General features: G+C 67.0%; 27 protein-coding genes. 4 read left to right on the forward strand and 23 right to left on the reverse strand.

The features are described 5' to 3' along the window. Positions 1–52 precede the first annotated feature (52 nt). From BLT28_RS25265 to rpsL, 19 genes are all read right to left on the reverse strand, one after another. Entirely contained in the window at positions 53–238 is a 186-nt protein-coding gene (locus tag BLT28_RS25265) for a type Z 30S ribosomal protein S14 (RefSeq protein ID WP_030427404.1), read from the reverse strand. A 2-nt stretch (positions 239–240) separates the two neighbouring features. Then, complete coding sequence (gene rplE / locus BLT28_RS25270) at positions 241–804, reverse strand: 50S ribosomal protein L5 (protein WP_030427403.1); 564 nt, start codon at positions 802–804, stop codon at positions 241–243. Positions 805–806: 2 nt separating this feature from the next. After that, positions 807–1,121: a 50S ribosomal protein L24 gene (gene rplX, locus BLT28_RS25275; RefSeq protein ID WP_030427402.1), complete on the reverse strand. Its 315-nt coding sequence runs from the start codon at positions 1,119–1,121 to the stop codon at positions 807–809. Positions 1,122–1,123: 2 nt separating this feature from the next. Continuing rightward, positions 1,124–1,492 carry a 50S ribosomal protein L14 gene (gene rplN / locus BLT28_RS25280; RefSeq protein ID WP_030427401.1) on the reverse strand — a complete coding sequence of 123 codons (369 nt, stop codon included), beginning with the start codon at positions 1,490–1,492 and terminating at the stop codon, positions 1,124–1,126. A gap of 112 nt (positions 1,493–1,604) precedes the next feature. Next, positions 1,605–1,877, reverse strand: a complete 273-nt coding sequence (rpsQ, locus tag BLT28_RS25285) for a 30S ribosomal protein S17 (protein ID WP_030427400.1) — start codon at positions 1,875–1,877, stop codon at positions 1,605–1,607. After that, positions 1,874–2,122, reverse strand: coding sequence for a 50S ribosomal protein L29 (rpmC, locus tag BLT28_RS25290; RefSeq protein ID WP_030427399.1), 249 nt, complete (start codon positions 2,120–2,122; stop codon positions 1,874–1,876). The genes rpsQ and rpmC overlap by 4 nt, the downstream gene beginning before the upstream one ends. Continuing rightward, a complete protein-coding gene (rplP, locus tag BLT28_RS25295) occupies positions 2,122–2,541 on the reverse strand; it encodes a 50S ribosomal protein L16 (protein WP_030427398.1) in 420 nt (139 codons plus the stop codon). The genes rpmC and rplP overlap by 1 nt, the downstream gene beginning before the upstream one ends. A 3-nt stretch (positions 2,542–2,544) precedes the next feature. Continuing rightward, the gene (gene rpsC / locus BLT28_RS25300; RefSeq protein WP_030427397.1) at positions 2,545–3,387 is read right to left on the reverse strand and encodes a 30S ribosomal protein S3; all 843 of its coding nucleotides are present in this window, start codon (positions 3,385–3,387) and stop codon (positions 2,545–2,547) included. Continuing rightward, positions 3,387–3,809 carry a 50S ribosomal protein L22 gene (gene rplV / locus BLT28_RS25305; protein WP_030427396.1) on the reverse strand — a complete coding sequence of 141 codons (423 nt, stop codon included), beginning with the start codon at positions 3,807–3,809 and terminating at the stop codon, positions 3,387–3,389. Before rplV ends, rpsC begins: the two co-directional genes overlap by 1 nt. A gap of 35 nt (positions 3,810–3,844) precedes the next feature. Further along, positions 3,845–4,126 carry a 30S ribosomal protein S19 gene (gene rpsS / locus BLT28_RS25310; RefSeq protein WP_015105260.1) on the reverse strand — a complete coding sequence of 94 codons (282 nt, stop codon included), beginning with the start codon at positions 4,124–4,126 and terminating at the stop codon, positions 3,845–3,847. A gap of 18 nt (positions 4,127–4,144) precedes the next feature. Further along, positions 4,145–4,978 (reverse strand): 50S ribosomal protein L2, encoded by an 834-nt coding sequence (gene rplB / locus BLT28_RS25315; RefSeq protein WP_030427395.1) that lies wholly within the window; start codon positions 4,976–4,978, stop codon positions 4,145–4,147. Positions 4,979–4,999: 21 nt separating this feature from the next. Continuing rightward, positions 5,000–5,299 carry a 50S ribosomal protein L23 gene (rplW, locus tag BLT28_RS25320; protein ID WP_030427394.1) on the reverse strand — a complete coding sequence of 100 codons (300 nt, stop codon included), beginning with the start codon at positions 5,297–5,299 and terminating at the stop codon, positions 5,000–5,002. Further along, a complete protein-coding gene (gene rplD, locus BLT28_RS25325; RefSeq protein ID WP_030427393.1) occupies positions 5,296–5,982 on the reverse strand; it encodes a 50S ribosomal protein L4 in 687 nt (228 codons plus the stop codon). Before rplD ends, rplW begins: the two co-directional genes overlap by 4 nt. Further along, on the reverse strand, positions 5,982–6,632 hold the full coding sequence (gene rplC, locus BLT28_RS25330) for a 50S ribosomal protein L3 (protein ID WP_030427392.1): 651 nt from the start codon (positions 6,630–6,632) through the stop codon (positions 5,982–5,984). The genes rplD and rplC overlap by 1 nt, the downstream gene beginning before the upstream one ends. Positions 6,633–6,661: 29 nt before the next feature. Then, positions 6,662–6,967, reverse strand: a complete 306-nt coding sequence (gene rpsJ / locus BLT28_RS25335; RefSeq protein WP_003938093.1) for a 30S ribosomal protein S10 — start codon at positions 6,965–6,967, stop codon at positions 6,662–6,664. Positions 6,968–7,378: 411 nt separating this feature from the next. Then, positions 7,379–8,572, reverse strand: a complete 1,194-nt coding sequence (gene tuf / locus BLT28_RS25340) for an elongation factor Tu (RefSeq protein WP_030427391.1) — start codon at positions 8,570–8,572, stop codon at positions 7,379–7,381. Positions 8,573–8,691: 119 nt separating this feature from the next. Further along, a complete protein-coding gene (gene fusA / locus BLT28_RS25345) occupies positions 8,692–10,791 on the reverse strand; it encodes an elongation factor G (protein ID WP_030427390.1) in 2,100 nt (699 codons plus the stop codon). A gap of 140 nt (positions 10,792–10,931) precedes the next feature. Beyond that, entirely contained in the window at positions 10,932–11,402 is a 471-nt protein-coding gene (gene rpsG, locus BLT28_RS25350) for a 30S ribosomal protein S7 (protein WP_030427389.1), read from the reverse strand. Then, on the reverse strand, positions 11,402–11,776 hold the full coding sequence (gene rpsL / locus BLT28_RS25355) for a 30S ribosomal protein S12 (RefSeq protein ID WP_030427388.1): 375 nt from the start codon (positions 11,774–11,776) through the stop codon (positions 11,402–11,404). Before rpsL ends, rpsG begins: the two co-directional genes overlap by 1 nt. Positions 11,777–12,288: 512 nt before the next feature. On the opposite strand from rpsL, the gene BLT28_RS25360 reads away from it, so the two are divergent. The 4 genes from BLT28_RS25360 to BLT28_RS41020 are packed head-to-tail and all read left to right on the forward strand — an operon-like array spanning position 12,289 to position 14,553. Next, the gene (locus BLT28_RS25360) at positions 12,289–12,750 is read left to right on the forward strand and encodes a YbaB/EbfC family nucleoid-associated protein (protein WP_030427387.1); all 462 of its coding nucleotides are present in this window, start codon (positions 12,289–12,291) and stop codon (positions 12,748–12,750) included. Further along, a complete protein-coding gene (locus BLT28_RS25365) occupies positions 12,747–13,088 on the forward strand; it encodes a type VII secretion target (protein WP_030427386.1) in 342 nt (113 codons plus the stop codon). The genes BLT28_RS25360 and BLT28_RS25365 overlap by 4 nt, the downstream gene beginning before the upstream one ends. Position 13,089: 1 nt before the next feature. Beyond that, entirely contained in the window at positions 13,090–14,202 is a 1,113-nt protein-coding gene (locus BLT28_RS25370; protein ID WP_052406884.1) for a WXG100 family type VII secretion target, read from the forward strand. A 30-nt stretch (positions 14,203–14,232) separates the two neighbouring features. Further along, the gene (locus BLT28_RS41020) at positions 14,233–14,553 is read left to right on the forward strand and encodes a hypothetical protein (RefSeq protein WP_030427384.1); all 321 of its coding nucleotides are present in this window, start codon (positions 14,233–14,235) and stop codon (positions 14,551–14,553) included. Between the two features lie 69 nt (positions 14,554–14,622). Here BLT28_RS41020 and BLT28_RS25380 read toward each other — a convergent pair whose 3' ends face one another. The 4 genes from BLT28_RS25380 to BLT28_RS25395 all read right to left on the reverse strand — a co-directional run bounded on the left by BLT28_RS25380 (position 14,623) and on the right by BLT28_RS25395 (position 24,180). Further along, positions 14,623–18,534, reverse strand: coding sequence for a DNA-directed RNA polymerase subunit beta' (locus BLT28_RS25380; protein ID WP_030427383.1), 3,912 nt, complete (start codon positions 18,532–18,534; stop codon positions 14,623–14,625). 96 nt (positions 18,535–18,630) lie between these two features. Then, on the reverse strand, positions 18,631–22,122 hold the full coding sequence (gene rpoB, locus BLT28_RS25385) for a DNA-directed RNA polymerase subunit beta (RefSeq protein WP_030427382.1): 3,492 nt from the start codon (positions 22,120–22,122) through the stop codon (positions 18,631–18,633). A gap of 739 nt (positions 22,123–22,861) precedes the next feature. After that, positions 22,862–23,653 (reverse strand): hypothetical protein, encoded by a 792-nt coding sequence (locus BLT28_RS25390; RefSeq protein ID WP_083383787.1) that lies wholly within the window; start codon positions 23,651–23,653, stop codon positions 22,862–22,864. Further along, on the reverse strand, positions 23,650–24,180 hold the full coding sequence (locus BLT28_RS25395) for a hypothetical protein (protein ID WP_052406883.1): 531 nt from the start codon (positions 24,178–24,180) through the stop codon (positions 23,650–23,652). Before BLT28_RS25395 ends, BLT28_RS25390 begins: the two co-directional genes overlap by 4 nt. Positions 24,181–24,197 lie beyond the last annotated feature (17 nt).

A 24,197-nucleotide genomic window follows, 5' to 3' on the forward strand; every position in this document is an offset into this window, starting at 1 on the left:
GTCGGGCCTGTGGCGAAGTGGGAATCAGTGAGGCGTGAGCGAGGAGCCGGACTTACCAGCTGGACTTGCTCACACCAGGCAGCTCGCCGCGGTGCGCCATCTGCCGCAGGCAGATCCGGCACAGGCCGAACTTGCGGAACACCGAGTGCGGACGGCCGCAGCGGTTGCAGCGGGTGTAGGCGCGGACCTTGAACTTCGGCTTGCGCGCCGCCTTGTTGATCAGAGCCTTCTTGGCCATCGTCAGCTCTCCTTGAACGGGAAGCCCAGGTGCTTCAGCAGCGCCCGGCCCTCCTCGTCGGTCTGGGCAGTCGTGACGACGGTGATGTCCATGCCACGCTGGCGGTCGATCGAGTCGGGGTCGATCTCGTGGAACATCGACTGCTCGTTCAGACCAAAGGTGTAGTTGCCGTTGCCGTCGAACTGCTTCGGCGACAGACCGCGGAAGTCACGGATACGCGGCAGCGCGATGGTCAGCAGCCGGTCCAGGAACTCCCACATGCGGTCGCCACGCAGGGTAGCGCGCGCACCGATCGGCATGCCCTCGCGGAGCTTGAACTGCGCGATGGACTTGCGGGCCTTGCGGACCTCGGGACGCTGACCGGTGATCGTGGACAGGTCGCGGACCGCGCCCTCGATCAGCTTGCCGTCGCGGGCGGCGTCGCCGACGCCCATGTTGACGACGATCTTCACGATGCCGGGGACCTGCATCGGGTTGCTGTAGGAGAAGTCGCTCTTGAGCTTGGCGACGATCTCCTCGCGGTACCGGGACTTCAGTCGCGGCAGAGTCTTCTCGGTGGTGGTCATGCTCAGATGTCCTTACCGTTCCGGCGCGACACGCGGACGCGGCGACCCTCGTCGGTCGTGCGGATGCCGACGCGGGTCGGCTTGCCGTCCGAGTCGACGACCATCACGTTGCTCACGTGGATCGGGGCTTCCTGGGTGACGATGCCGCCGGAGGAGGCGCCACGCTGGGTCTGCGAGACCTTGGTGTGCTTCTTGATCCGGTTGACACCCTCGACCAGGACGCGGTTGCGGTCCGGGTAGGCCTGGATGACCTTGCCCTTGGCGCCCTTGTCCTTGCCGGCGATGACGACGACCGTGTCGCCCTTCTTCACCTTCATGGTCAGAGCACCTCCGGCGCGAGCGAGATGATCTTCATGAACTTCTTGTCCCGAAGCTCACGGCCGACCGGCCCGAAGATGCGGGTACCGCGGGGCTCGGTGTCGTTCTTGATCAGAACGGCGGCGTTCTCGTCGAAGCGGATGTAGGAACCATCCGGACGACGACGCTCCTTGAGGGTGCGGACGACGACGGCCTTGACCACGTCGCCCTTCTTCACGCCTGCGCCGGGCATCGCGTCCTTGACGGTGGCGACGATGACGTCGCCGATGCCGGCGTAGCGGCGACCGGAGCCACCGAGAACGCGGATGCAGAGGATTTCCTTCGCACCCGTGTTGTCGGCGACGCGCAGTCGCGACTCCTGCTGGATCACTTCTCTTTACTCCCTGACCCTGTGTGGCACACCAGATTTCCGACCTGATGCACGCGGTCTGATGTCCGACCAGTGCCCCGCACCCTGATCCGGGTGCGGGGCCTGGGGGAACCTACTTGGCCTTCTCGAGGATCTCCATGAGCCGCCAGCGCTTGGTCGCCGACAGCGGCCGGGTCTCCATGAGCAGGACGCGGTCGCCGACACCGGCGGAGTTCTGCTCATCGTGCGCCTTCACCTTGGTGGTGGAGCGCATGACCTTGCCGTACAGCGGGTGCTTCTTGCGGTCCTCAAGCGAGACAACGATGGTCTTGTCCATCTTGTCCGAGACGACGTAGCCCTCGCGGACCTTACGGTTGTTACGCACGGTGCTCTTCTCGTCGCTCATGCCGCACCCTCATCCTGAGAGGTCCCGTCCGGGGAGACCGACAGGCCGAGCTCGCGCTCGCGCATGACGGTGTAGATCCGGGCGATGTCGTGGCGGATGGCGCGAAGCCGACGGTTGTTGTCGAGCTGTCCGGTCGCCATCTGGAAGCGGAGGTTGAACAGCTCCTCCTTGGCTTCCCTCAGACGCAGGACGAGCTCCTCGTCGGTGAGCTCACGCAGCTCGGAAGCGGTGGTCGCCGCTGCCATCAGAACTCACCACCCTCTCGCGTGACGATGCGGCACTTCATCGGGAGCTTGTGGATCGCGCGGCGCAGGGCCTCGCGAGCCGTGGCCTCGTTCGGGTAGTTCATCTCGAACATGACCCGACCGGGCTTGACGTTGGCCACCCAGTACTCGGGCGAACCCTTACCGGAACCCATGCGGGTCTCGGCAGGCTTCTTGGTGAGCGGGCGGTCCGGGAAGATGTTGATCCACACCTTGCCACCACGGCGGATGTGCCGGGTGATGGCGATACGCGCGGACTCGATCTGCCGGTTGGTGACGTAGGCCGGCTCCAGCGCCTGGATGCCGAACTCGCCGAAGACCACCTTGGTGCCACCCTTGGCAGCGCCCGAGCGACTCGGGTGGTGCTGCTTGCGGTGCTTGACCTTGCGTGGGATGAGCACGTCTCAGCCCTCACTCTTCTCGGCCGCGCTGCCGTTGTTCACCGGCGCGGTCGACTCGGTCGCGGCGGACGCCTTGGCCTCGGCCGGAGCCTCGGCCGCGGCACGCCCGGCCTCGGTGCTCGTCGGCGTGGTGCCGGAGGCACCGGAACGGCGACGGGCCGGACGCTCACGACGCGGTGCGCGGGACTCGGGGGCAACGGTCTCGCTCGGCCGACGGCCGCCGACCACGTCACCCTTGTAGATCCACACCTTCACGCCGATACGACCGAAGGTGGTGCGGGCCTCGAACAGGCCGTAGTCCACGTCCGCGCGCAGCGTGTGCAGCGGGACGCGACCCTCGCGGTAGAACTCCGAGCGGGACATCTCGGCGCCGCCGAGACGGCCCGAGCACTGCACCCGGATGCCCTTCACCTGCGGGGAGCGCATGGAGGACTGGATGCCCTTGCGCATCGCGCGGCGGAAGGACACGCGGTTGGACAGCTGCTCCGCGACGACCTGGGCGACGAGCTGGGCGTCGGCCTCGGGGTTCTTGACCTCGAGGATGTTCAGCTGGACCTGCTTCTTGGTCAGCTTCTCCAGCTCGCTGCGGATGCGGTCGGCCTCCGCGCCGCGACGGCCGATGACGATGCCCGGCCGGGCGGTGTGGATGTCGACGCGGACCCGGTCACGGGTGCGCTCGATCTCCACCTTGGCGATACCGGCACGCTCCATGCCCTTCGAGAGCAGGCGACGGATCTTGACGTCCTCCGCCACGTACTCCGCGTACTGCTTGTCGGCATACCAGCGGGACTTCCAGTCAGTGGTGATCCCCAGCCGGAAGCCGTGCGGGTTGATTTTCTGACCCACTACCGGGCACTCCCCTTCGCGCTGGTCTTGCGGCCCGACGCGGCCTTGGCGGCCTTCGGGCGCGACTCGACCTCGACGGTGATGTGGCTGGTGCGCTTCCGAATTCGGTACGCACGGCCCTGGGCCCGCGGACGGATCCGCTTGGCCGTCGGGCCCTCGTCCACGTACACCGTGCTCACCCAGAGGGTGTCAGGGTCGAGGTCGAGGTTGTTCTCGGCGTTGGCCATGGCACTGGCAAGCACCTTCGACACCGGACCGCTGGCGGCCTGCGGCGCGAACTGGAGCACTGCCAGGGCCTCCTGGGCGTTGCGGCCCCTGATCAGCTCGACCACGCGCCGCACCTTCATCGGCGACATGTGGACGTAGCGGGCCCGCGCCACGGCGCGCGGGAATTCCTCCGCGCTAGCGGCATCGTTACCCATTGCTGCTACCCCTTGCTCTGCGTTCGGTCACTGGCCTAGCGGCGACGCGACTTGCGGTCGTCCTTGATGTGGCCCTTGAAGGTACGGGTCGGGGCGAACTCGCCCAGCTTGTGCCCGACCATGGCCTCGGTGACGAACACCGGGACGTGCTTGCGGCCGTCGTGCACCGCGATGGTGTGACCCAGCATGTCCGGGATGATCGTCGAACGACGGGACCAGGTCTTGATCACCGTCTTCTTGCCCGACTCGTTGAGCACGTCCACCTTCTTGAGCAGGTGGTCGTCAACGAAGGGGCCCTTCTTCAGGCTGCGTGGCATCCTTCACTCCCTCCCTGCTCAGCGCTTCTTACCGGTGCGACGACGCCGGACGATGAGCTTGTCGCTTGGCTTGCTCCGACGGGTGCGCCCCTCGGGCTTACCGGCGGGGTTGACCGGGTGGCGACCACCGGAGGTCTTACCCTCACCACCACCGTGCGGGTGGTCGACGGGGTTCATGGCGACACCACGGACGGTCGGGCGCTTGCCCTTCCACCGCATGCGGCCGGCCTTACCCCAGTTGATGTTGGCGTGCTCGGCGTTGCCGACCTCGCCAACGGTGGCGCGGCAGCGCACGTCGACGTTGCGGATCTCGCCCGAGGGCAGCCGGAGCTGCGCGTACGGGCCGTCCTTGGCGACCAGCTGGACGCTGGCACCCGCCGAACGGGCCATCTTGGCGCCGCCACCGGGGCGGAGCTCGATGGCGTGCACCACGGTGCCGACCGGGATGTTGCGCAGCGGCAGGTTGTTGCCCGGCTTGATGTCGGCCTTGGGGCCGTTCTCCACCATGTCGCCCTGGCGAAGCTTGTTCGGCGCCACGATGTAGCGCTTCTCGCCGTCGACGTAGTGCAGCAGGGCGATGCGCGCCGTGCGGTTGGGGTCGTACTCGATGTGCGCGACCTTGGCAGGCACGCCGTCCTTGTCGAACCGACGGAAGTCGATCAGACGGTAGGCGCGCTTGTGGCCACCACCCTTGTGCCGGGTCGTGATCTTTCCGGACGCGTTGCGCCCGCCACGACCGTGCAGGGGACGAATCAGCGACTTCTCCGGCGTCGACCGAGTGATCTCGGCGAAGTCGGACACGCTGGAGCCACGACGGCCAGGCGTCGTCGGCTTGTACTTGCGAATGCCCATCTCGTCAGCAGTCCTCGTTCATCAGGCGGCCGGGCCGCCGAAGATCTCGATCGGCTTGCTCTCGGCGGACAGCGTCACGATGGCGCGCTTGGTGTCCTTGCGCTTGCCGAAGCCGGTGCGGGTCCGCTTGCGCTTTCCCTGGCGGTTCAACGTGTTGACGCTGACGACCTTGACGCCGAAGACCTTCTCGACCGCGATCTTGATCTCGGTCTTGTTGGCGTCCGGACGCACCAAGAACGTGTACTTGTTCTCCTCGAGCAGCCCGTAGGACTTCTCGGAGATCACCGGTGCGACGAGGATGTCGCGCGGGTCGGGGATCACTTCGCGACCTCCTCCAGCTCGCCGGAGCGCGCGACGGCCGTTGCCGACTTGCCCTTGACCGGGCCGGCGACGAAGACGTCGAACGCGTCCTTGGTGAACACCACGTCGTCGTTGACCAGCACGTCGTAGGTGTTGAGCTGGTCGGGCGCGATGGCGTGCACGTTGGGCAGGTTGCGCAGGCTCAGCCAGGCGTTGTCGTCGCCGCGACCCACGACCACCAGGACCTTCTTCGAGTCGCTGGCCAGGGCCAGGACCTTCTTGGCGTCCTTCGTGGAGGGGGCGTCACCTGCGACGAGGCCGGTGAACACGTGCACCTTGTCGTTGCGGGCCCGGTCGGAGAGGGCACCGCGGAGCGCGGCGGCCTTCATCTTCTTCGGGGTCCGCTGGTCGTAGTCGCGCGGCTGCGGGCCGTGCGAGATACCACCGCCGGAGAAGTGCGGCGCGCGGGTCGAGCCCTGACGGGCGCGGCCGGTGCCCTTCTGCCGGTACGGCTTCTTGCCACCACCGGAGACGGCGCCCCGGGTCTTGGTGGCGTGGGTGCCCTGGCGGGCCGCGGCCTGCTGCGCGACGACGACCTGGTGCATCAGCGCGATGTTGGCCTGCACGTCGAAGATCTCAGCGGGGAGCTCGACGGTGCCGTCGGTCTTGCCGTCCGGGGTACGGACGTCGAGGGTCTTGCTCATCACGCACCACCCTTCGCGGCGCTCTTGACGAACACCAGGCCGCCCTTGGGACCGGGAACGGCGCCCTTGATGAGCAGCAGCCCGGCGTCGGAGTCGACCTTGTGCACGGTCACGTTCTGGGTGGTCACCCGCACGTGGCCCATCCGGCCCGCCATGCGAACGCCCTTGAACACACGACCCGGGGTGGCACAGCCACCGATCGAGCCGGGCGAGCGGTGCACCTTCTCGGCACCGTGGCTCGCGCCGAGGCCCGAGAAGCCGTGCCGCTTCATGACGCCCGCGAAGCCCTTGCCCTTGCTGGTGCCGACCACGTCGACGACCGCGCCGGTCTCGAAGACCTCGGCGGTCAGCTCCTGGCCGACCTCGTAGGTGTCGGCGTCGGACGTGCGCAGCTCCACGAGGTGGCGGCGCGGGGTCACGCCCGCCTTGGTGAAGTGGCCGCCACGGGGCTTGTTGACCTTGCGGGGGTCAATGGCGCCGAAGGCGAGCTGCACGGCCTTGTAGCCGTCTTTCTCATCGGTGCGGACCTGGGTAACCACGCACGGCCCGGCCTTCACGACGGTCACCGGGACAACCCGGTTGTTCTCGTCGAAGACCTGGGTCATACCGAGCTTGGTGCCCAGGATCCCCTTAACCTGCTTGTCAGACATGGGTCTCGTTACTCTCCGCCGCGCCTAGCTCACTGAATGTTGACGTCGACGCTGGCCGGCAGGTCGATGCGCATGAGCGCGTCAACCGTCTTCGGCGTGGGGTCGAGGATGTCGATCAGACGCTTGTGCGTACGCATCTCGAAGTGCTCGCGCGAGTCCTTGTACTTGTGCGGCGATCGGATGACGCAGTAGACGTTCTTCTCAGTGGGCAGCGGCACCGGCCCGACAACCCGAGCGCCGGTGCGCGTCACGGTCTCGACGATCTTGCGCGCGGACGCGTCGATCGCCTCGTGGTCGTAGGCCTTGAGCCGAATGCGGATCTTTTGTCCCGCCATGGTGGCTTGCCGTTCCTCGTCTTCTCGTACCGCTGCTGCGGGTTCCTCGTTGCCCATCTGCCCTGGACTCTTGTCGCCCGGGAGGCATTCAGGCCGCGGCTGCGCCCCTGTTCAGGTGTCACGGTGCCCGGTCCACGCGTTCGGGCGTGTCGCGCTCCGAAGCATAGATCGGCCCCACTGACGACGTCTGTGGGGGTGGCCCTTCGGCCTTAGCGCCTCCAGCTCCTCGGTGATCGCAGGAGAACCAGGGCGCTAGGCGCTCGTGCGGAGGCGGCCGGATCGCAGATGTCCCCGACCGCCTCGCCGAGCAACCCAAACAGGATGCCACACGCGGACGTGGGCTTCCAAATCGGGGCAGGCGTTCTGACGAACGCCGTGGGGGAGGTCACTGAGGACCTCCCCCACCGGGTACTACTTGATGACCTTGGTGACCTGGCCGGCGCCGACGGTCCGACCACCCTCGCGGATGGCGAACTTGAGGCCCTCCTCCATGGCGATCGGCTGGATCAGCTGAACCGTCATGTCGGTGTTGTCGCCCGGCATGACCATCTCGGTGCCCTCGGGCAGGGTCACAACGCCGGTCACGTCCGTGGTGCGGAAGTAGAACTGCGGACGGTAGTTGTTGAAGAACGGCGTGTGACGGCCACCCTCGTCCTTGGACAGGATGTAGGCACGGCCCTCGAACTCGGTGTGCGGGGTGACGCTGCCCGGCTTGCACAGCACCATGCCGCGCTCGACCTCTTCGCGCTTGATACCACGCACGAGCAGACCCACGTTGTCGCCGGCCTGGCCCTGGTCGAGCAGCTTGCGGAACATCTCGACGCCGGTGACGGTGGTCTTCATCGACTTCTCCTTGATGCCGATGATCTCCACCTCCTCGTTGACGTTGATGACGCCACGCTCGATGCGACCGGTGACGACGGTGCCACGACCGGTGATCGTGAACACGTCCTCGACGGGCATGAGGAAGGTCTTGTCGATGTCGCGGACCGGCTCGGGGATGTTCTCGTCCACGGCCTTCATCAGGTCGAGGAGCTTGGCACCCCACTCCTTGTCGCCCTCGAGGGCCTTGAGCGCGGAGACGCGCACGACCGGCAGGTCGTCGCCCGGGTACTCCTGCGAGGACAGCAGCTCGCGCACCTCGAGCTCGACGAGCTCCAGGATCTCCTCGTCATCGACCATGTCGGCCTTGTTCAGCGCGACGACGATGTAGGGCACACCGACCTGACGGGCCAGCAGCACGTGCTCGCGGGTCTGCGGCATCGGGCCGTCGGTCGCCGCGACCACCAGGATCGCGCCGTCCATCTGCGCGGCACCGGTGATCATGTTCTTGATGTAGTCGGCGTGACCGGGGCAGTCGACGTGCGCGTAGTGGCGCGCGTCGGTCTGGTACTCGATGTGGGCGATCGAGATGGTGATGCCGCGGGCCTTCTCCTCCGGCGCCTTGTCGATCTCGTCGAACGGCGTGAAGGGGTTCAGGTCCGGGTACGCGTCGTGCAGAACCTTGGAAATCGCCGCGGTCAGCGTGGTCTTTCCGTGGTCGATGTGACCGATGGTCCCGATGTTGACGTGCGGCTTGGTCCGCTCGAACTTCGCCTTCGCCACTGGATTGTCCTCCTGGACTTAGTTCTTGAGTGTTCGCCGATCGAACGGCGTCCCTGTCAGGGCCGGTGTGCCGCGGGAGCCGGAGCTCCCGCGCCCACCGAATGTGCGTTGCTCTGGACTTACTCGCCCGTCGCCTTCGCGATGATCTCCTTCGCCACGTTCACGGGAACCTCGGCGTAGGAGTCGAACTGCATCGAGTAGTTCGCACGTCCCTGGGTCTTGGACCGCAGGTCACCGACGTAGCCGAACATCTCCGACAGCGGAACCAACGCCTTCACGACGCGGGAGCCACTGCGCTCGTCCATGGACTGGATCTGCCCACGGCGAGAGTTAAGGTCACCGATGACGTCGCCCATGTAGTCCTCGGGCGTGGTGACCTCAACGGCCATCATCGGCTCCAGGATTACCGGATCGGCCTTGCGCGCGGCCTCCTTGAGGGCCATCGATCCGGCGATCTTGAACGCCATTTCCGAGGAGTCGACCTCGTGGTAGGCGCCGTCCAGCAGGCTGACCTTCAGACCCACCAGCGGGTAGCCGGCGAGCACGCCGTACTGCATGGCGTCCTGAGCACCGGCGTCGACCGACGGGATGTACTCCCGCGGGATGCGACCGCCGGTCACCTTGTTCTCGAACTCGTAGGTCGCGCCCTCGCTGGACTCCAACGGTGCCAGCGAGATGATCACACGCGCGAACTGACCGGAACCACCGGTCTGCTTCTTGTGCGTGTACTCGACCTTCTCCACCGCGCGGCGGATGGACTCACGGTAGGCCACCTGCGGCTTACCGATGTTGGCCTCGACCTTGTAGTCGCTCTTCATCCGGTTGACCAGCACCTCGAGGTGCAGCTCGCCCATACCGGCGATGATGGTCTGACCGGTCTCCTCGTCCAGCTTGACCTGGAAGGTGGGGTCCTCCTCGGCCAGCTTCTGGATCGCGATGGAGAGCTTCTCCTGGTCCGCCTTGGTCTTCGGCTCGATGGCCACCCGGATCACGGGGTCCGGGAAGGTCATCGACTCGAGGATGATCGGCGAGTTCGGGTCGCAGAGCGTGTCGCCGGTCGTGGTGTCCTTGAGGCCGATCGCGGCGTAGATGTGGCCCGCAGCGGCGCTCTCGACCGGGTTCTCCTTGTTGGAGTGCATCTGGAAGAGCTTGCCGATGCGCTCCTTGCGGCCCTTGGTGGAGTTGATCACCTGGGTGCCGGAGGCGACCTGACCCGAGTAGACCCGGATGTAGGTCAGCTTGCCGAAGAACGGGTGCGCGGCGATCTTGAACGCGAGCGCGGAGAACGGCTCGTCGGCGCTGGCCTTGCGGGTCGCCGGGGTCTCACCGTCGGTCAGCGTGCCCTCGACCGCCGGAACCTCCAGCGGGCTGGGCAGGTAGTCGACGACGCCGTCCAGCATCGGCTGGACGCCCTTGTTCTTGAACGCGGAACCGCACAGCACGGGGAAGCCGGAGCGCTCGACGACGATCTTGCGGATACCCGCCTTGATCTGCTCGACGGTCAGCTCCTCGCCACCGAGGTAGAGCTCCATGAGCTCGTCGTCGGTCTCGGCGACGGCCTCGACCAGCTTCTCGCGGTACTCGGCGGCCTTCTCGGCCAGGTCGGCCGGGATCTCCTCGACCGTGTAGTCCTCGCCCTTCTGGACCTCGCCGCGCCAGGTCAGCGCGCGCATCTCGACCAGGTCGACGACGCCGACGAAGTCGGACTCGGACCCGATCGGGAGCTGGATGACGACCGGACGCGCGCCGAGGCGGTCGATGATCGTCTGCACGGTGAAGTAGAAGTCCGCACCGAGCTTGTCCATCTTGTTGACGAAGCAGATGCGCGGCACGTCGTACTTGTCGGCCTGGCGCCAGACCTGCTCGGACTGGGGCTCGACGCCTTCCTTGCCGTCGAAGACCGCGACGGCGCCGTCGAGGACGCGCAGCGAGCGCTCCACCTCGACGGTGAAGTCCACGTGGCCGGGCGTGTCGATGATGTTGATCTGGTGGTCGTTCCAGAAGCAGGTGGTCGCGGCGGACGTGATCGTGATGCCGCGCTTCTGCTCCTCCTCCATCCAGTCCATCGTCGCGGCGCCGTCGTGCACCTCGCCGATCTTGTAGTTGATCCCGGTGTAGAACAGGATCCGCTCGGTCGTGGTGGTCTTGCCCGCGTCGATGTGGGCCATGATCCCGATGTTGCGGACCTTGGCCAGGTCAGTCAGCACGTCGAGTGCCACGGGTCTCGTCCTCGTTTCGTATTTGCAAAAGGCGCGGTGGGGCGGGCGGTGATCGGTAGCTGCTGGGGTCCTGCCGGCAGGCCGCGCGGTGATTCGCTCGACCCGCGAGCAGGCACCTCCTCAGCCCGGCGCCCGCAGGCTCACCAGCGGTAGTGCGCGAAGGCCTTGTTGGACTCGGCCATCTTGTGCGTGTCCTCGCGGCGCTTGACGCTCGCGCCGAGACCGTTGCTCGCGTCGAGCAGCTCGTTGGCGAGGCGGTCGATCATGGTCTTCTCACGACGGGCGCGGGAGAAGCTGACCAGCCAGCGCAGCGCTAGCGTGGTGGAGCGACCGGCCTTGACCTCGACCGGGACCTGGTAGGTGGCGCCACCGACGCGACGGCTCTTGACCTCGATGGTCGGCTTCACGTTGTCCAGCGCGCGCTTGAGCGTGACGACCGGGTCGGCCTGGTTCTTCTCGCGGCAGCCCTCGAGGGCGCCGTAGACGATGCGCTCCGCGATGGACCGCTTGCCGTCGACCAGCACCTTGTTGATGAGCTGGGTGACCAGCGGCGACTGGTACACGGGGTCGGCGATGAGCGGCCGCTTCGGGGCCGGGCCCTTGCGAGGCATTAGCTCTTCTCCTTCTTGGCGCCGTAGCGGCTGCGGGCCTGCTTGCGGTTCTTGACGCCCTGGGTGTCCAGTGACCCACGGATGATCTTGTAACGCACGCCCGGGAGGTCCTTCACACGGCCGCCGCGCACGAGCACCATCGAGTGCTCCTGGAGGTTGTGGCCCTCACCGGGGATGTATGCGGTGACCTCGATGCCGCTGGTCAGCTTCACGCGAGCGACCTTGCGGAGCGCGGAGTTCGGCTTCTTCGGCGTGGTGGTGTAAACGCGGGTGCACACACCGCGCCGCTGCGGACACGCCTTGAGCGCCGCGGTCTTGGTCTTGGTGACCTTGTCCTGGCGGCCCTTGCGGACCAGCTGCTGGATCGTGGGCATGGACCGTCTTTCTGTAGCGTTCGCGTCTTCGGGCACCCAGCCGGGCGCCGCAGGCACTGTGTACTTGGGTTCCTCCGTACCCCGAGGTCGGGCGTGTCGCCCGCTTCTGGGTCCTCCTGGCGACCACGAAAATCCATGGAGCGCCCATCAGAGATGAGAAGGAGTTCCGTGCTCTCGCCTCGGGTCCGGTGCACAGCACCTGCCCAGAGGCAGACGGAGCGGCCCGACGCTAGTCGGGCACGAGCAGCAAAGATACCTTCGCCTGCTCGCCCGGGTCAAAACGGGGGCCTGTTATCCACACGACGCGACCGGTCAGGCGTGCTGAGCCGGCACCGACGCCGCTTGTCCCAGGCTATCGCGCCAGGTCCGGGCCCCGCGGGCGGGGGTGCTCCAACTCCGGAGTGTGACGAGCGCGACGTCGCGGTCCACCCGACCGGTTCGCCGAATCCCGCCTCCCCCGCGCACGCGGAGCGAGAGACTCGACGCGGAGAGCGACGGGGGAAGGGGACGACGTGACCGAGGAGTTCGACCGCCTGGTCGAGCAGTTCGAGCGCTTCCAGGAGAACACCAGACGAGCGGAGAGCCGGCTCGCGGACTACGACGGGATGCGGGAGCGGATCGCCGATCTGGAGGCGACCGCCCACTCCCCCGGCCGCGACGTGACGGTGACCGCGGGCCCAGGCGGTTCGGTGAAGAACATCGAGTTCACCGACCGCGCGCTGCAGCAGAGCCCGCAGGCGTTGAGCGCAACCGTGATGGCGACGCTGCGCACCGCCGTCGCCGCGGCCGCGCGCCAGCAGGCCGCGGTGGTCCAGGAGTTCGTCGGCGACGACATGAACGTGCTCGACCAAGTGCTCCAGACGCAGTCGGAAATGCTTGGTGTGCCGGTGGATCAGCTCACCGCCGACCTCCCGGGCTCCGCGCCGCCGAGATCGGAGTACCTGCGCGGCCTCTACAACGAGGACGACCTGTGAGCGGCGGGTTCCGGGTCGACCCGGACGCCCTGGACCGCGCGGGCAAGCGGATCGGTGCGCTGCGCGCGAAGGTCGACAGCGTCGAGAAGAAGGTCACCGACGCCAACGTGCCTTCGATCTCCTGGGGTCTCCTCGGGATCTCGATGCACGCGGATTACGAGGGGCTGCTGTCCCAGTTCCGGTCCTGCCTGAAGCAGGCCGCGACGGGGGTCGAACGGGCCGGGGACAAGCTCAGCCGCTCTGGCGCCGCGTACCGGGAAGCCGATGTCGCCACCCGTACCGGTCTCGACAAACTCGGCAAGGAACTCCAGGACTCTGCCGGCCCGAAGGAGCAGTGAGATGCCGGAGAACGACTGGAAGGGCAACTCCGGGGCCCTGTACGACAACGCGTTCCCCGGCTGGGCCAAGTTCGGGGAGGCTGCGGCCACGAACGCGCCAGGGCCGATCGGCGCGGCCGCGAAGCTCATCAAGAACGGCAACAGCTACGGCAAGGATGGAACGCCACTCGCTGATATCGGAACCATCATCAGCGACGCGAGTTCACTCATCACCTCGTGCACGGGCATGGCGCTCAACCTTCGCGTGGACCCGTTGGGCTGGCTTATCAACCAAGGCGTCTCCTTTCTCGTCAACGTGATCACCCCGATCAAGGCGGCGATCGACCTGGTGAGCGGCAACCCTGACGCACTGAGTGCGTCCGCGAAGAATTTCAACGAGCTGAGCAAGGAGTTGCTCGCACTCAACAAAGAATTCTCGGCAGCACTCAGCGAGGAGCTGAAGGGCTGGGAAGGCATCGCCGCCGAAACCGCCCGCGCCCGGCTTCGCCAATTCGAGAACGGTGTCCGAGGAGTTGCAGGACAGTCCGGCGACATCGCTATGGCACTGCAGACCAGCAGCATGGTCATGAAGGTTGTCGAGGATTTCCTCAAGGGCCTGCTGACCGACGTCGTGGAATGGCTGGTCATCACCTGGGTCGCCGCGTTGGCGACCGCTCCAGCCACGCTCGGCGCGTCGACAGCCGCGGCCAGCGCCCTGACCACGGCGAAAGTCGGGCAGAAGACAGCGCAGACGTCCGCGGTCGTCACGAAGACCTGGCGATTCATCGAGCTGAACCAGAACTTCATGAAGAGGACAAGGCAGCGGCTCGCGGACTCGGACTGGACAACGAAATTCCTCAACGAAGGAACCGGAAAGGGCGGCAAGAGAGCGCCCGACTTCCACGCGGCGGTCGAAACGGCCGCCAAAGACCAGGCCATGAAACTCGTGGGCCTGGACAAGACCAAGCTGTGGGAAGAATCTGGAAAGAAGGACGAGAAGTTGGAGTTCATCGATCCGGGGAAGATCATCGGAAAGGTGTCTTCACACGGCAAGAGCATTCAGCTCGGTCACGAGTACGACAAACAGGGAGACAGCCGTCCGGTCGAGGAGACCAAGAAGGACCTCGACATCTAGTCTCCAAGCCAGGGGGAACCGCACCACATCATGAGCCATCAAGAAGGCCGATTCGCGGAGGGCTGCTTCGGCATCGTCCTCATAGGACTCGGCTTGTTCATACCGATTTCATCGATCGCGGCTTTCATTTACGACCTGACGACGCCGACACTCCTGGAGGAAGACCCAGAAGGCGCGGTTGATCCCGGGACCGTGGCCGAGCCCGGGTTCTTCGAGGAACTGCTGTACAACGTCGGCACGTTCCTCGGCATCAGCGTCGCGGTCCTGGGCGGCCTGCTCCTCACTGTCATCTTCCTTGTAGGCGGATTCGCGCTCGTCAGGCCACTCCCGAAGTCCGACCCGCAGGACTGAACCCCTGCGGAACGGAAGAAGCCCCCGGCACTCGAGGTGCCGGGGGCTTCTTGCGTACTACCTACTGCTTCAGCGGAAGTCGCGGCCGAAGTCGTAGTCGTCCAGCGGAACAGCCGCACCGGTACCGGTGCCGAAGACGTCCGGCGTGTAGTAGCCGTCGTCGTAGGACGGGATGGCGTAGGCCGCGGCCCGCGCTTCCTCCGTCGGCTGGACCTGGATGTTGCGGTAGCGGTTGATGCCCGTACCGGCCGGGATCAACTTACCGATGATCACGTTCTCCTTCAGGCCGATCAGCTTGTCGCTCTTGCCGTTGATGGCGGCGTCGGTGAGGACTCGCGTGGTCTCCTGGAAGGAGGCCGCCGACAGCCACGACTCGGTGGCCAGCGACGCCTTGGTGATGCCCATCAGCACCGGGCGGCCGGAGGCGGCCTCGCGGCCCTCGGCCACGACGCGGCGGTTCTCCGCCTCGAAGTCGGCGCGCTCGATCAGCGCACCGGGCAGGAACTCCGCGGCACCCGAGTCGATGATCGTCACCCGGCGCAGCATCTGCCGGACGATGACCTCGATGTGCTTGTCGTGAATGGACACGCTCTGCGTCCGGTACACCTTCTGGACCTCGCGGACCAGGTGCAGCTGGGCCTCGCGCGGGCCCATGACGCGCAGCACCTCGTGCGGGTCCACGGCGCCCTCGAGCAGCTGCTGGCCGACGGTGACGTGGTCGCCGTCCTGCAGCGGGCGCTCGGAGCCGTCCGCCTTGATCGTGGCGAGCCACTGCCTGCGGGACAGCTTCTCGTAGACGATCTCCTCGGAACCGTCGTCCGGAGTGATGGTGATCTTCCGGAAGCGGTCGCCTTCCTCGATGGTCACGCGACCGTCGGTGTCGGCGATGGGCGCCTTGCCCTTCGGGACGCGGGCCTCGAAGAGCTCGGTGACACGGGGCAGACCGGTGGTGATGTCGTCACCGGCCACACCGCCCTGGTGGAAGGTACGCATCGTCAGCTGCGTGCCGGGCTCACCGATGGACTGCGCGGCCACGATGCCGACGGCCTCGCCGACGTCCACCAGCTGGCCGGTGGCCATCGAGCGGCCGTAGCAGGTCGCGCAGACACCGACCTTGGACTCGCAGGTCAGGACGCTGCGGACCTTGACCTTCTGCACGCCACCGGCGAACAGCGCGTCGATGGCCGGGTCACCGAGGTCGCCGCCCTTGCCGATGAGCAGGTTGCCCTCGGCGTCGGTGATGTCCTCGGCGGCGGCACGGGCGTAGACGCTGGTCTGCACGTACCGGTGCTTGATCGGGGTGCCGTCCGGACCGGGCTCGGTCAGCGGCATCACGATGCCCCGCTCGGTACCGCAGTCGATCTCGCGCACGATGACGTCCTGCGAGACGTCCACCAGACGACGGGTCAGGTAACCCGAGTCGGCGGTGCGGAGCGCGGTGTCGGCGAGACCCTTGCGGGCACCGTGGGTGGCGATGAAGTACTCGACCACGGACAGCCCCTCGCGGAAGCTGTTCTTGATCGGCCGAGGGATGTACTCACCCTTCGGGTTCGTCACCAGACCACGCATACCGGCCAGCGAGCGGACCTGGGTCATGTTGCCCGCCGCGCCGGACTTGACGATCACCTTGATCGGGTTGTTGTCCGGGAAGGCGTCTTCCATGATCGCCGCGACCTCGTTGGTCGCGTTGGTCCAGATCTTGACCAGCTCGTTGTTGCGCTCGGCGTGCGAGAGCAGACCGCGCTGGTAGCGCTTCTCGACCTGGGCGGCCTTGTCCTCGTGCTCGTCCAGGATGCCCTGCTTGGCCTCCGGCACGATGACGTCGGCGATCGCGATGGTCACACCGGAGCGGGTGGCCCAGTAGAAACCGGCGTCCTTGAGCCGGTCCAGCGTCTGGGCGACCGTCACCATCGGGTACCGCTCGGCGAGGTCGTTGACGATCTCCGACTGCCGCTTCTTGGGCAGCACCTCGTTGATGAACGGGTAGTCCGAGGGCAGCAGCTCGTTGAACAGCACCCGGCCCAGGGTGGTCTCGGCCAGCCACGGCTGACCGGGCTCCCAGCCCTCCGGCTGGACGCCGCGCGGCGGCACCTGCTCGGTGAGCCGGACCTTGATCTGCGCCTGGAGGTCGATCACACCGCGGTCGAAGGCCATGATGGCCTCGGCCGGTGAGGTGAACGCGCGACCCTCGCCCTTGGCGTTCTCCACCCCCTTGGTCAGGTGGTAGAGACCGGTGACCATGTCCAGTCGCGGCATCGCCAGCGGCCGCCCGGAGGCGGGCGAGAGGATGTTGTTGCTGGACAGCATCAGGATGCGGGCCTCGGCCTGCGCCTCGGCCGACAGCGGCAGGTGCACCGCCATCTGGTCACCGTCGAAGTCGGCGTTGAACGCCTCGCACACCAGCGGGTGCAGCTGGATCGCCTTGCCCTCGACCAGCTGCGGCTCGAACGCCTGGATGCCCAGGCGGTGCAGCGTCGGAGCACGGTTGAGCAGCACCGGGTGCTCGGTGATGACCTCTTCCAGCACGTCCCACACGGCGGGGCGGGACCGCTCCACCATCCGCTTGGCGGACTTGATGTTCTGCGCGTGGTTGAGGTCGACCAGCCGCTTCATCACGAAGGGCTTGAACAGCTCCAGCGCCATCTGCTTGGGCAGACCGCACTGGTGCAGCTTCAGCTGCGGGCCGACCACGATGACCGAACGGCCGGAGTAGTCGACGCGCTTGCCGAGCAGGTTCTGGCGGAACCGGCCCTGCTTGCCCTTGAGGAGGTCGGACAGCGACTTCAGCGGGCGGTTGCCCGGACCGGTGACCGGGCGACCACGGCGGCCGTTGTCGAACAGCGCGTCGACGGCCTCCTGCAGCATCCGCTTCTCGTTGTTGACGATGATCTCGGGGGCGCCGAGGTCGATCAGTCGCTTGAGGCGGTTGTTGCGGTTGATCACGCGGCGGTACAGGTCGTTCAGGTCGGAGGTGGCGAAGCGGCCACCGTCGAGCTGCACCATCGGACGCAGGTCCGGCGGGATGACCGGAACGCAGTCCAGCACCATGCCCTGCGGGTTGTTGCGGGTGGCCTGGAACGCCGCGACGACCTTGAGCCGCTTGAGCGCGCGGAGCTTCTTCTGCCCCTTGCCCGAGCGGATGGTCTCGCGCAGGTTCTCGCCCTCGGCGTCGACGTCGAAGTTGGCCAGCAGCTTCTGGATCGACTCCGCGCCCATGGCGCCGGTGAAGTACTCGCCGTAGCGGTCGACCAGCTCGCGGTAGAGCGCCTCGTCGGCGATCAGCTGCTGCGGAGCCAGCTTGATGAAGGTGTCCCAGATCTCGTCGAGCCGGTCGATCTCGCGCTGCGCCCGGTCGCGGAGCTGGCGCATCTCGCGCTCGCCGCCCTCCTTGACCTTGCGGCGGACATCGCTCTTGGCGCCCTCCGCCTCCAGCTCGGCGAGGTCGGTCTCCAGCTTCTGGGCGCGGGCCTCGATGTCGGCGTCGCGCTTGTCCTCGACCCGCTTGCGCTCGACCTGCATCTCGTTCTCGAGCGTGGCCTGGTCGTTGTGGCGCATCTCCGTGTTCACCGTGGTGATCACGTAGGCGGCGAAGTAGATGATCTTCTCGAGGTCCTTCGGCGCCAGGTCGAGCAGGTAGCCCAACCGGCTCGGGACGCCCTTGAAGTACCAGATGTGGGTCACCGGAGCGGCGAGCTCGATGTGGCCCATCCGCTCGCGGCGCACCTTGGCGCGGGTCACCTCGACGCCGCAGCGCTCACAGATGATGCCCTTGAAGCGGACTCGCTTGTACTTGCCGCAGTAGCACTCCCAGTCCCGGGTCGGACCGAAGATCTTCTCGCAGAAGAGTCCGTCCTTCTCGGGCTTGAGGGTGCGGTAGTTGATGGTCTCGGGCTTCTTGACCTCGCCGTAGGACCACTGACGGATGTCGTCGGCCGTCGCGAGGCCGATGCGGAGCTCGTCGAAGAAGTTGACGTCAAGCACGTCGGCTCTTCTCCCCTTTTACATTCGGGATTAGGGGCGGGTGGCTAGGCCGGGAGCGGGCGGGCGGGGTGCCCTTCCCCGCTCCCGGCAGCGAGGTCAGTTCATGACGTCGTCGACGGACGGCGACTCGACCCTGGACAGGTTGATTCCGAGGTTCGCGGCTGCGCGCTCGAGGTCCTCGTCATCGGTGTCGCGCATCTCGATGGCGGCACCGTCGCTGGAGAGCACCTCGACGTTCAGGCACAGCGACTGGAGCTCCTTGAGGAGCACCTTGAACGACTCCGGGATACCCGGCTCGGGGATGTTGTCGCCCTTGACGATGGCCTCGTAGACCTTCACGCGGCCGATCACGTCGTCGGACTTGATGGTCAGCAGCTCCTGGAGGGTGTACGCCGCTCCGTAGGCCTGCATCGCCCAGCACTCCATCTCACCGAAGCGCTGGCCACCGAACTGGGCCTTACCGCCGAGCGGCTGCTGGGTGATCATGGAGTACGGACCGGTCGACCGGGCGTGGATCTTGTCGTCGACCAGGTGCAGCAGCTTGAGGATGTACATGTAGCCGACCGAGGTCGGGTACGGGTACGGCTCGCCGCTGCGGCCGTCGAACAGCTGCGCCTTGCCGTCGCCGCCGACCATCCGCTCGCCGTCCCGGTTGGGGCGGGTCGAGGACAGCAGGCCGGTGATCTCCTCCTCGCGGGCACCGTCGAACACCGGGGTGGCGGTGTTCGTGCCGGGCTCGACCTGGAGCAGCTCCTCGGGCATGCGCTTGGCCCAGTCCGGATCGCCGTTGATGCTCCAGCCCTGCTGGGCGATCCACCCGAGGTGGATCTCCAGGATCTGGCCGATGTTCATACGACGCGGCACACCGTGGGTGTTGAGCACCACGTCGACGGGGGTGCCGTCGGCGAGGAACGGCATGTCCTCGACGGGGAGGATCTTGCCGATGACGCCCTTGTTGCCGTGCCGTCCGGCGAGCTTGTCGCCGTCCTGGATCTTGCGCTTCTGCGCCACGTAGACCCGGACCAGCTCGTTGACGCCGGGGGGCAGCTCGTCGTCGTCCTCACGGCTGAACACCCGGATGCCGATGACCTTGCCGGTCTCGCCGTGCGGGACCTTCAGCGAGGTGTCGCGCACCTCGCGGGCCTTCTCGCCGAAGATGGCGCGCAGCAGGCGCTCCTCGGGGGTCAGCTCGGTCTCGCCCTTGGGCGTGACCTTGCCGACGAGGATGTCGCCGTCGCGCACCTCGGCGCCGATCCGGATGATGCCGCGCTCGTCGAGGTCGGCGAGCACGTCCTCGGAGACGTTCGGGATGTCCCGGGTGATCTCCTCGGCACCGAGCTTGGTGTCGCGCGCGTCGATCTCGTGCTCCTCGATGTGGATCGAGGTGAGCACGTCGTCCTGCACGAGGCGCTGCGACAGGATGATCGCGTCCTCGTAGTTGTGGCCTTCCCACGGCATGATCGCGACGAGCAGGTTCTTGCCCAGCGCCATCTCGCCGTTCTGGGTGCACGGGCCGTCCGCGATGACCTGGCCGACCTCGACCCGGTCACCCTCGTTCACGATGGGCTTCTGGTTGATGCAGGTGCCCTGGTTGGAACGGCGGAACTTGTGCAGCCGGTAGGTCTGCCGGGTGCCGTCGTCGGCCATCACGGTGGCGTAGTCGGCGCACAGCTCCTCGACCACACCGGCCTTCTCCGCGACGACGACGTCGCCGGCGTCGACCGCGGCGCGCAGCTCCATGCCGGTGCCGACCAGCGGGGACTCGCTGCGCAGCAGCGGCACCGCCTGGCGCTGCATGTTCGCGCCCATCAGCGCGCGGTTGGCGTCGTCGTGCTCGAGGAACGGGATCATCGCGGTGGCGACGGAGACCATCTGCCGCGGCGAGACGTCCATGTAGTCGACGACCTGCGGGGAGACGAGGTCGACCTCGCCGCCCTTGCGGCGGATGAGGACGCGCTCCTCGGAGAAGTTGCCCTCGGCGTCGAGCACGGCGTTCGCCTGCGCGATGACGTGCCGGTCCTCCTCGTCCGCGGTCAGGTAGTCGATCTGGTCGGTGACCTGACCGTTGATGACCTTGCGGTACGGGGTCTCGATGAAACCGAACGGGTTGACCCGGCCGAAGGACGCGAGCGAGCCGATCAGACCGATGTTCGGGCCTTCCGGCGTCTCGATCGGGCACATCCGGCCGTAGTGCGAGGAGTGGACGTCGCGCACCTCGAAGCCGGCGCGCTCACGGGAGAGACCACCCGGACCCAGCGCGGACAGGCGGCGCTTGTGGGTCAGGCCCGCGAGCGGGTTGGTCTGGTCCATGAACTGCGACAGCTGGGAGGTCCCGAAGAACTCCTTGATCGCCGCGACGACCGGACGGATGTTGATCAGGGTCTGCGGCGTGATCGCCTCGACGTCCTGGGTGGTCATCCGCTCCCGGACCACGCGCTCCATCCTGGACAGACCCACGCGGATCTGGTTCTGGATGAGCTCGCCGACGGTGCGCAGGCGACGGTTGCCGAAGTGGTCGATGTCGTCGACCTCGACCGGCACCTCGACGGCGTCCTCGCCCTCGCCGACCGTCATCTTGACCTCGCCCGCGTGCAGGCGGACCAGGTACTCGATGGTGGTGACGATGTCGTCCTCGGTCAGCACGCCGGTGGTGAACGGCGCGTTGGTGCCGATCTTCTTGTTGACCTTGTAGCGGCCCACCTTGGCCAGGTCGTAGCGCTTCTCCTTGAAGAACAGGTTCTCCAGGAGGGTCTGCGCGCTCTCCTTGGTCGGCGGCTCGCCCGGACGGAGCTTGCGGTAGATGTCCAGCAGGGCCTCGTCCTGGCCCGCGGTGTGGTCCTTCTCCAGCGTCTGCATCAGCGTCTCGCTGAAGCCGAACCGCTCGCGGATGGCCTCGGTGGTCCAGCCGAGCGCCTTGAGCAGCACGGTGACCGGCTGACGGCGCTTGCGGTCGATGCGCACGCCGACGGTGTCGCGCTTGTCGACGTCGAACTCCAGCCAGGCGCCCCGGCTGGGGATGATCTTGACGCTGTAGACGTCCTTCTCCGTCGTCTTGTCGATCGCGTGATCGAAGTAGACGCCCGGGGAGCGCACGAGCTGGGAGACCACGACCCGCTCGGTGCCGTTGATGACGAAGGTGCCCTTGTCGGTCATCCGCGGGAAGTCACCCATGAACACCGTCTGGCTCTTGATCTCGCCAGTGGTGTGGTTGGTGAACTCCGCGGTGACGAACAACGGCGCCGCGTAGGTCATGTCCTTGTCCTTGCACTCCTCCACGGAAGCCTTGACCTCGTCAAAGCGCGGGTCGGAGAAGGACAGCGACATCGAGCCGGAGAAGTCCTCGATGGGGGAGATCTCGTTGAGGACCTCCTCAAGACCGCCGACGGGGTTCTCGTCGCCGGCGTCGACACGTCGCTGGAACCAGGCGTCGGCGCCGATGAGCCACTCGAAAGACTGGGTTTGCAGAGCCAGGAGGTCGGGAACCTCCAGTGGCTCACGAATCTTCGCGAACGAGACCCTCTTGGGCGCTCCAGGGATCCCCGACGTGGAGTTGGTCGCAGTGGCCTTGGTCGCGCGGGAGACTGCCAAGATGCGTCCTTCCAGGGACTGTTGCTAGCTTGAGCTGCGCGAGCAGCCGATCTAGCACAGTTGTCAAGAGGTGCGGTAGTGCCCTGAGATCCTAAGCCCCGGGGTAGGGCACGGAGAAAGAGGGCAGCGCAAAGGGGCAGTCTAGCCACGCGAACGGCGACTGTCGAGTGGGACCGGCCAGAAGAACCGCCCACTGCTCACGGACAGAGTGACCTCAACGCGACCATCCGTCAAGGTGCCACGCGTTGATCACTCCCCTGGCGCAAAGCGCTCTCACCAGCTGTAACCGGGGGGAGGCGCGATCACCGGCGAAAACGCGGGATGAGCAGGCCCTCGCCCCCTGGCCAGGAGCATCGGGACAGAGTATGGCGAACACCACATCGGCATCGCCATCCAGGGGTCTTTACAAATGGCCCAAGTCACGTTTTTCGCCGCTCAACGGCGGGCGCGGGCGGCCGCATCACGCTCGATAGCCTCCGCCGATGCCGAAGAAGCGCCGCCGGACCGCCGGGTGCCAGCCCGCCAGGACTCCGAGATGAGGAAGTACGCGTACACCCTCGTCGGCGCGGGCCTGTGCGGCGTGTTCGGGCTCGTCGTTTCCCTGTTCACCGCTCGCGACCTCTGGCACTTGGTGGTGTCCGTGCTCGCCGCGGGGAGCTTCGTCGTCTGCGGGTTCTACGGCGTGCTCGTGCGCTGGTGGGCCGACACCGCCGCCCAGCAGAGCAAGTACTTCGGGCCCTCAGCGGAGGACGATGTCGCTGATCCGCCAGCGGCCGTCGGCCCGCTCGGTGGTGAGGGTGACCTGGACCGGCACGTCCTCGCGACGGCCGTCGGCGGTGCGCTCGACGTGCTGGTCGGCGAAGACCAGGACCAGGGCGCGGTCGCCCTCGATCGACTTCACGCCGACCTGCCGGGTCGTGGTGGTGAGCACGATCTTCTGCTCCGGCGCGAGCTTGCGGACCTCGGCGAAGAGGGTGTCGTACTGCTCGACCGCCTTGCCGGTGAGCACGTCCTTGGCGACCCGCTCGGCCTTGCCCATGTCCGCGTAGTCCAGCGAGAACACCGACTGGACGGCCGTGGTGATCTGACCGGCGACCTCGGTGGTGACGCCCGTGTCGACCAGTGCCCGGTTGTCCACGCCGCTCTCGGCGCGCTCGGTGGCCGCCTGGGCGGCGAACCAGACGGCGAGCGCGGCGAAGACGACGGCGACGGCGGTGAGCAGCGCGGGCAGCTGCCACCAGGGGCGCTCCTCGGCGGGCGCCTCGGACTCAGCCTCAGCCTCGGACTCGGGCTCCGGGTCAGGCGACGCGTCGGGCTCTGCCGTGGGCTCCGGCTCGGGTTCGGCGTGCTTCGCGCGGGGCCGAGGTGCGGAGTCGATCACCGGAGGCGCGACGACCTCCGTTTCCTCGGCAACGGGCTCCTCGGCGACGGGCTCGGGACGCGCGGGGGCCGGGTCGGGGCGCTTCCTGGTGCCCGCGACGTGCCGTCGGCGCGGGGCGGGCGTGGGACGGGAGCGGCGGGGCGGGGTCATGAGGCACCTCCGGCCTGCACCTTGATCGGGGCGAGCGCGTTGAGCTTCCAGCCGGTGTCGGTCTTCGTCAGCTCGGCGAGGAAGCGGAACCGCAGCGGTACGGCGGGCTGGTCGGCGAGGCTGACCATGCGCTCGACCACGCTCATGATCGTCGCCTTGCCCGCGCGGGTGTCCAGCGAGGTCACCGCCGCGTCGAGCACCTTGGCGGTGGTGACCTGCTTGAGCTGCTCCAGCTCCTTGCGCGCCCGGTCCTTGTCCGCGACGACGCCCTCCTGGAGCGGGCCGGTGGACGCCTCCTGCCAGCGCGCGATCATCGCGTCGAAGTTGCGGTAGTCGAGGGTATTGAAGTTGACGATCGCCTGCTGGCCCGCGGTGGAGACCTCTTCGCGCTGCTTGGCGAACTCCACCGAGTCGTCACCGGAGAGCCGCAGCCAGCCCACGCCGAACCAGGCGGCGGCCAGCACCGCCGCGGCGGCGAGGCCGGCGGTGGTCCACAGCACCACGCGTCGCGGCTGCTTGTCGTCCATATCGCTCCAGGGTAGGC

Origin of the sequence: Allokutzneria albata (assembly GCF_900103775.1) — a bacterium.
Classification (GTDB): Bacteria; Actinomycetota; Actinomycetes; order Mycobacteriales; family Pseudonocardiaceae; genus Allokutzneria; species Allokutzneria albata.

Coding starts and splice junctions, on each gene's coding strand:
- BLT28_RS25265 (WP_030427404.1), bottom strand. CDS start 238: ATGGCCAAGAAGGCTCTGATCAACAAGGCGGCGCGCAAGCCGAAGTTC.
- rplE (WP_030427403.1), bottom strand. CDS start 804: ATGACCACCACCGAGAAGACTCTGCCGCGACTGAAGTCCCGGTACCGC.
- rplX (WP_030427402.1), bottom strand. CDS start 1,121: ATGAAGGTGAAGAAGGGCGACACGGTCGTCGTCATCGCCGGCAAGGAC.
- rpsQ (WP_030427400.1), bottom strand. CDS start 1,877: ATGAGCGACGAGAAGAGCACCGTGCGTAACAACCGTAAGGTCCGCGAG.
- rpmC (WP_030427399.1), bottom strand. CDS start 2,122: ATGGCAGCGGCGACCACCGCTTCCGAGCTGCGTGAGCTCACCGACGAG.
- rplV (WP_030427396.1), bottom strand. CDS start 3,809: ATGGGTAACGATGCCGCTAGCGCGGAGGAATTCCCGCGCGCCGTGGCG.
- rpsS (WP_015105260.1), bottom strand. CDS start 4,126: ATGCCACGCAGCCTGAAGAAGGGCCCCTTCGTTGACGACCACCTGCTC.
- rplB (WP_030427395.1), bottom strand. CDS start 4,978: ATGGGCATTCGCAAGTACAAGCCGACGACGCCTGGCCGTCGTGGCTCC.
- rplD (WP_030427393.1), bottom strand. CDS start 5,982: ATGAGCAAGACCCTCGACGTCCGTACCCCGGACGGCAAGACCGACGGC.
- rplC (WP_030427392.1), bottom strand. CDS start 6,632: ATGTCTGACAAGCAGGTTAAGGGGATCCTGGGCACCAAGCTCGGTATG.
- rpsJ (WP_003938093.1), bottom strand. CDS start 6,967: ATGGCGGGACAAAAGATCCGCATTCGGCTCAAGGCCTACGACCACGAG.
- rpsG (WP_030427389.1), bottom strand. CDS start 11,402: ATGCCTCGCAAGGGCCCGGCCCCGAAGCGGCCGCTCATCGCCGACCCC.
- rpsL (WP_030427388.1), bottom strand. CDS start 11,776: ATGCCCACGATCCAGCAGCTGGTCCGCAAGGGCCGCCAGGACAAGGTC.
- BLT28_RS25370 (WP_052406884.1), top strand. CDS start 13,090: ATGCCGGAGAACGACTGGAAGGGCAACTCCGGGGCCCTGTACGACAAC.
- BLT28_RS41020 (WP_030427384.1), top strand. CDS start 14,233: ATGAGCCATCAAGAAGGCCGATTCGCGGAGGGCTGCTTCGGCATCGTC.
- BLT28_RS25390 (WP_083383787.1), bottom strand. CDS start 23,653: ATGACCCCGCCCCGCCGCTCCCGTCCCACGCCCGCCCCGCGCCGACGG.
- BLT28_RS25395 (WP_052406883.1), bottom strand. CDS start 24,180: ATGGACGACAAGCAGCCGCGACGCGTGGTGCTGTGGACCACCGCCGGC.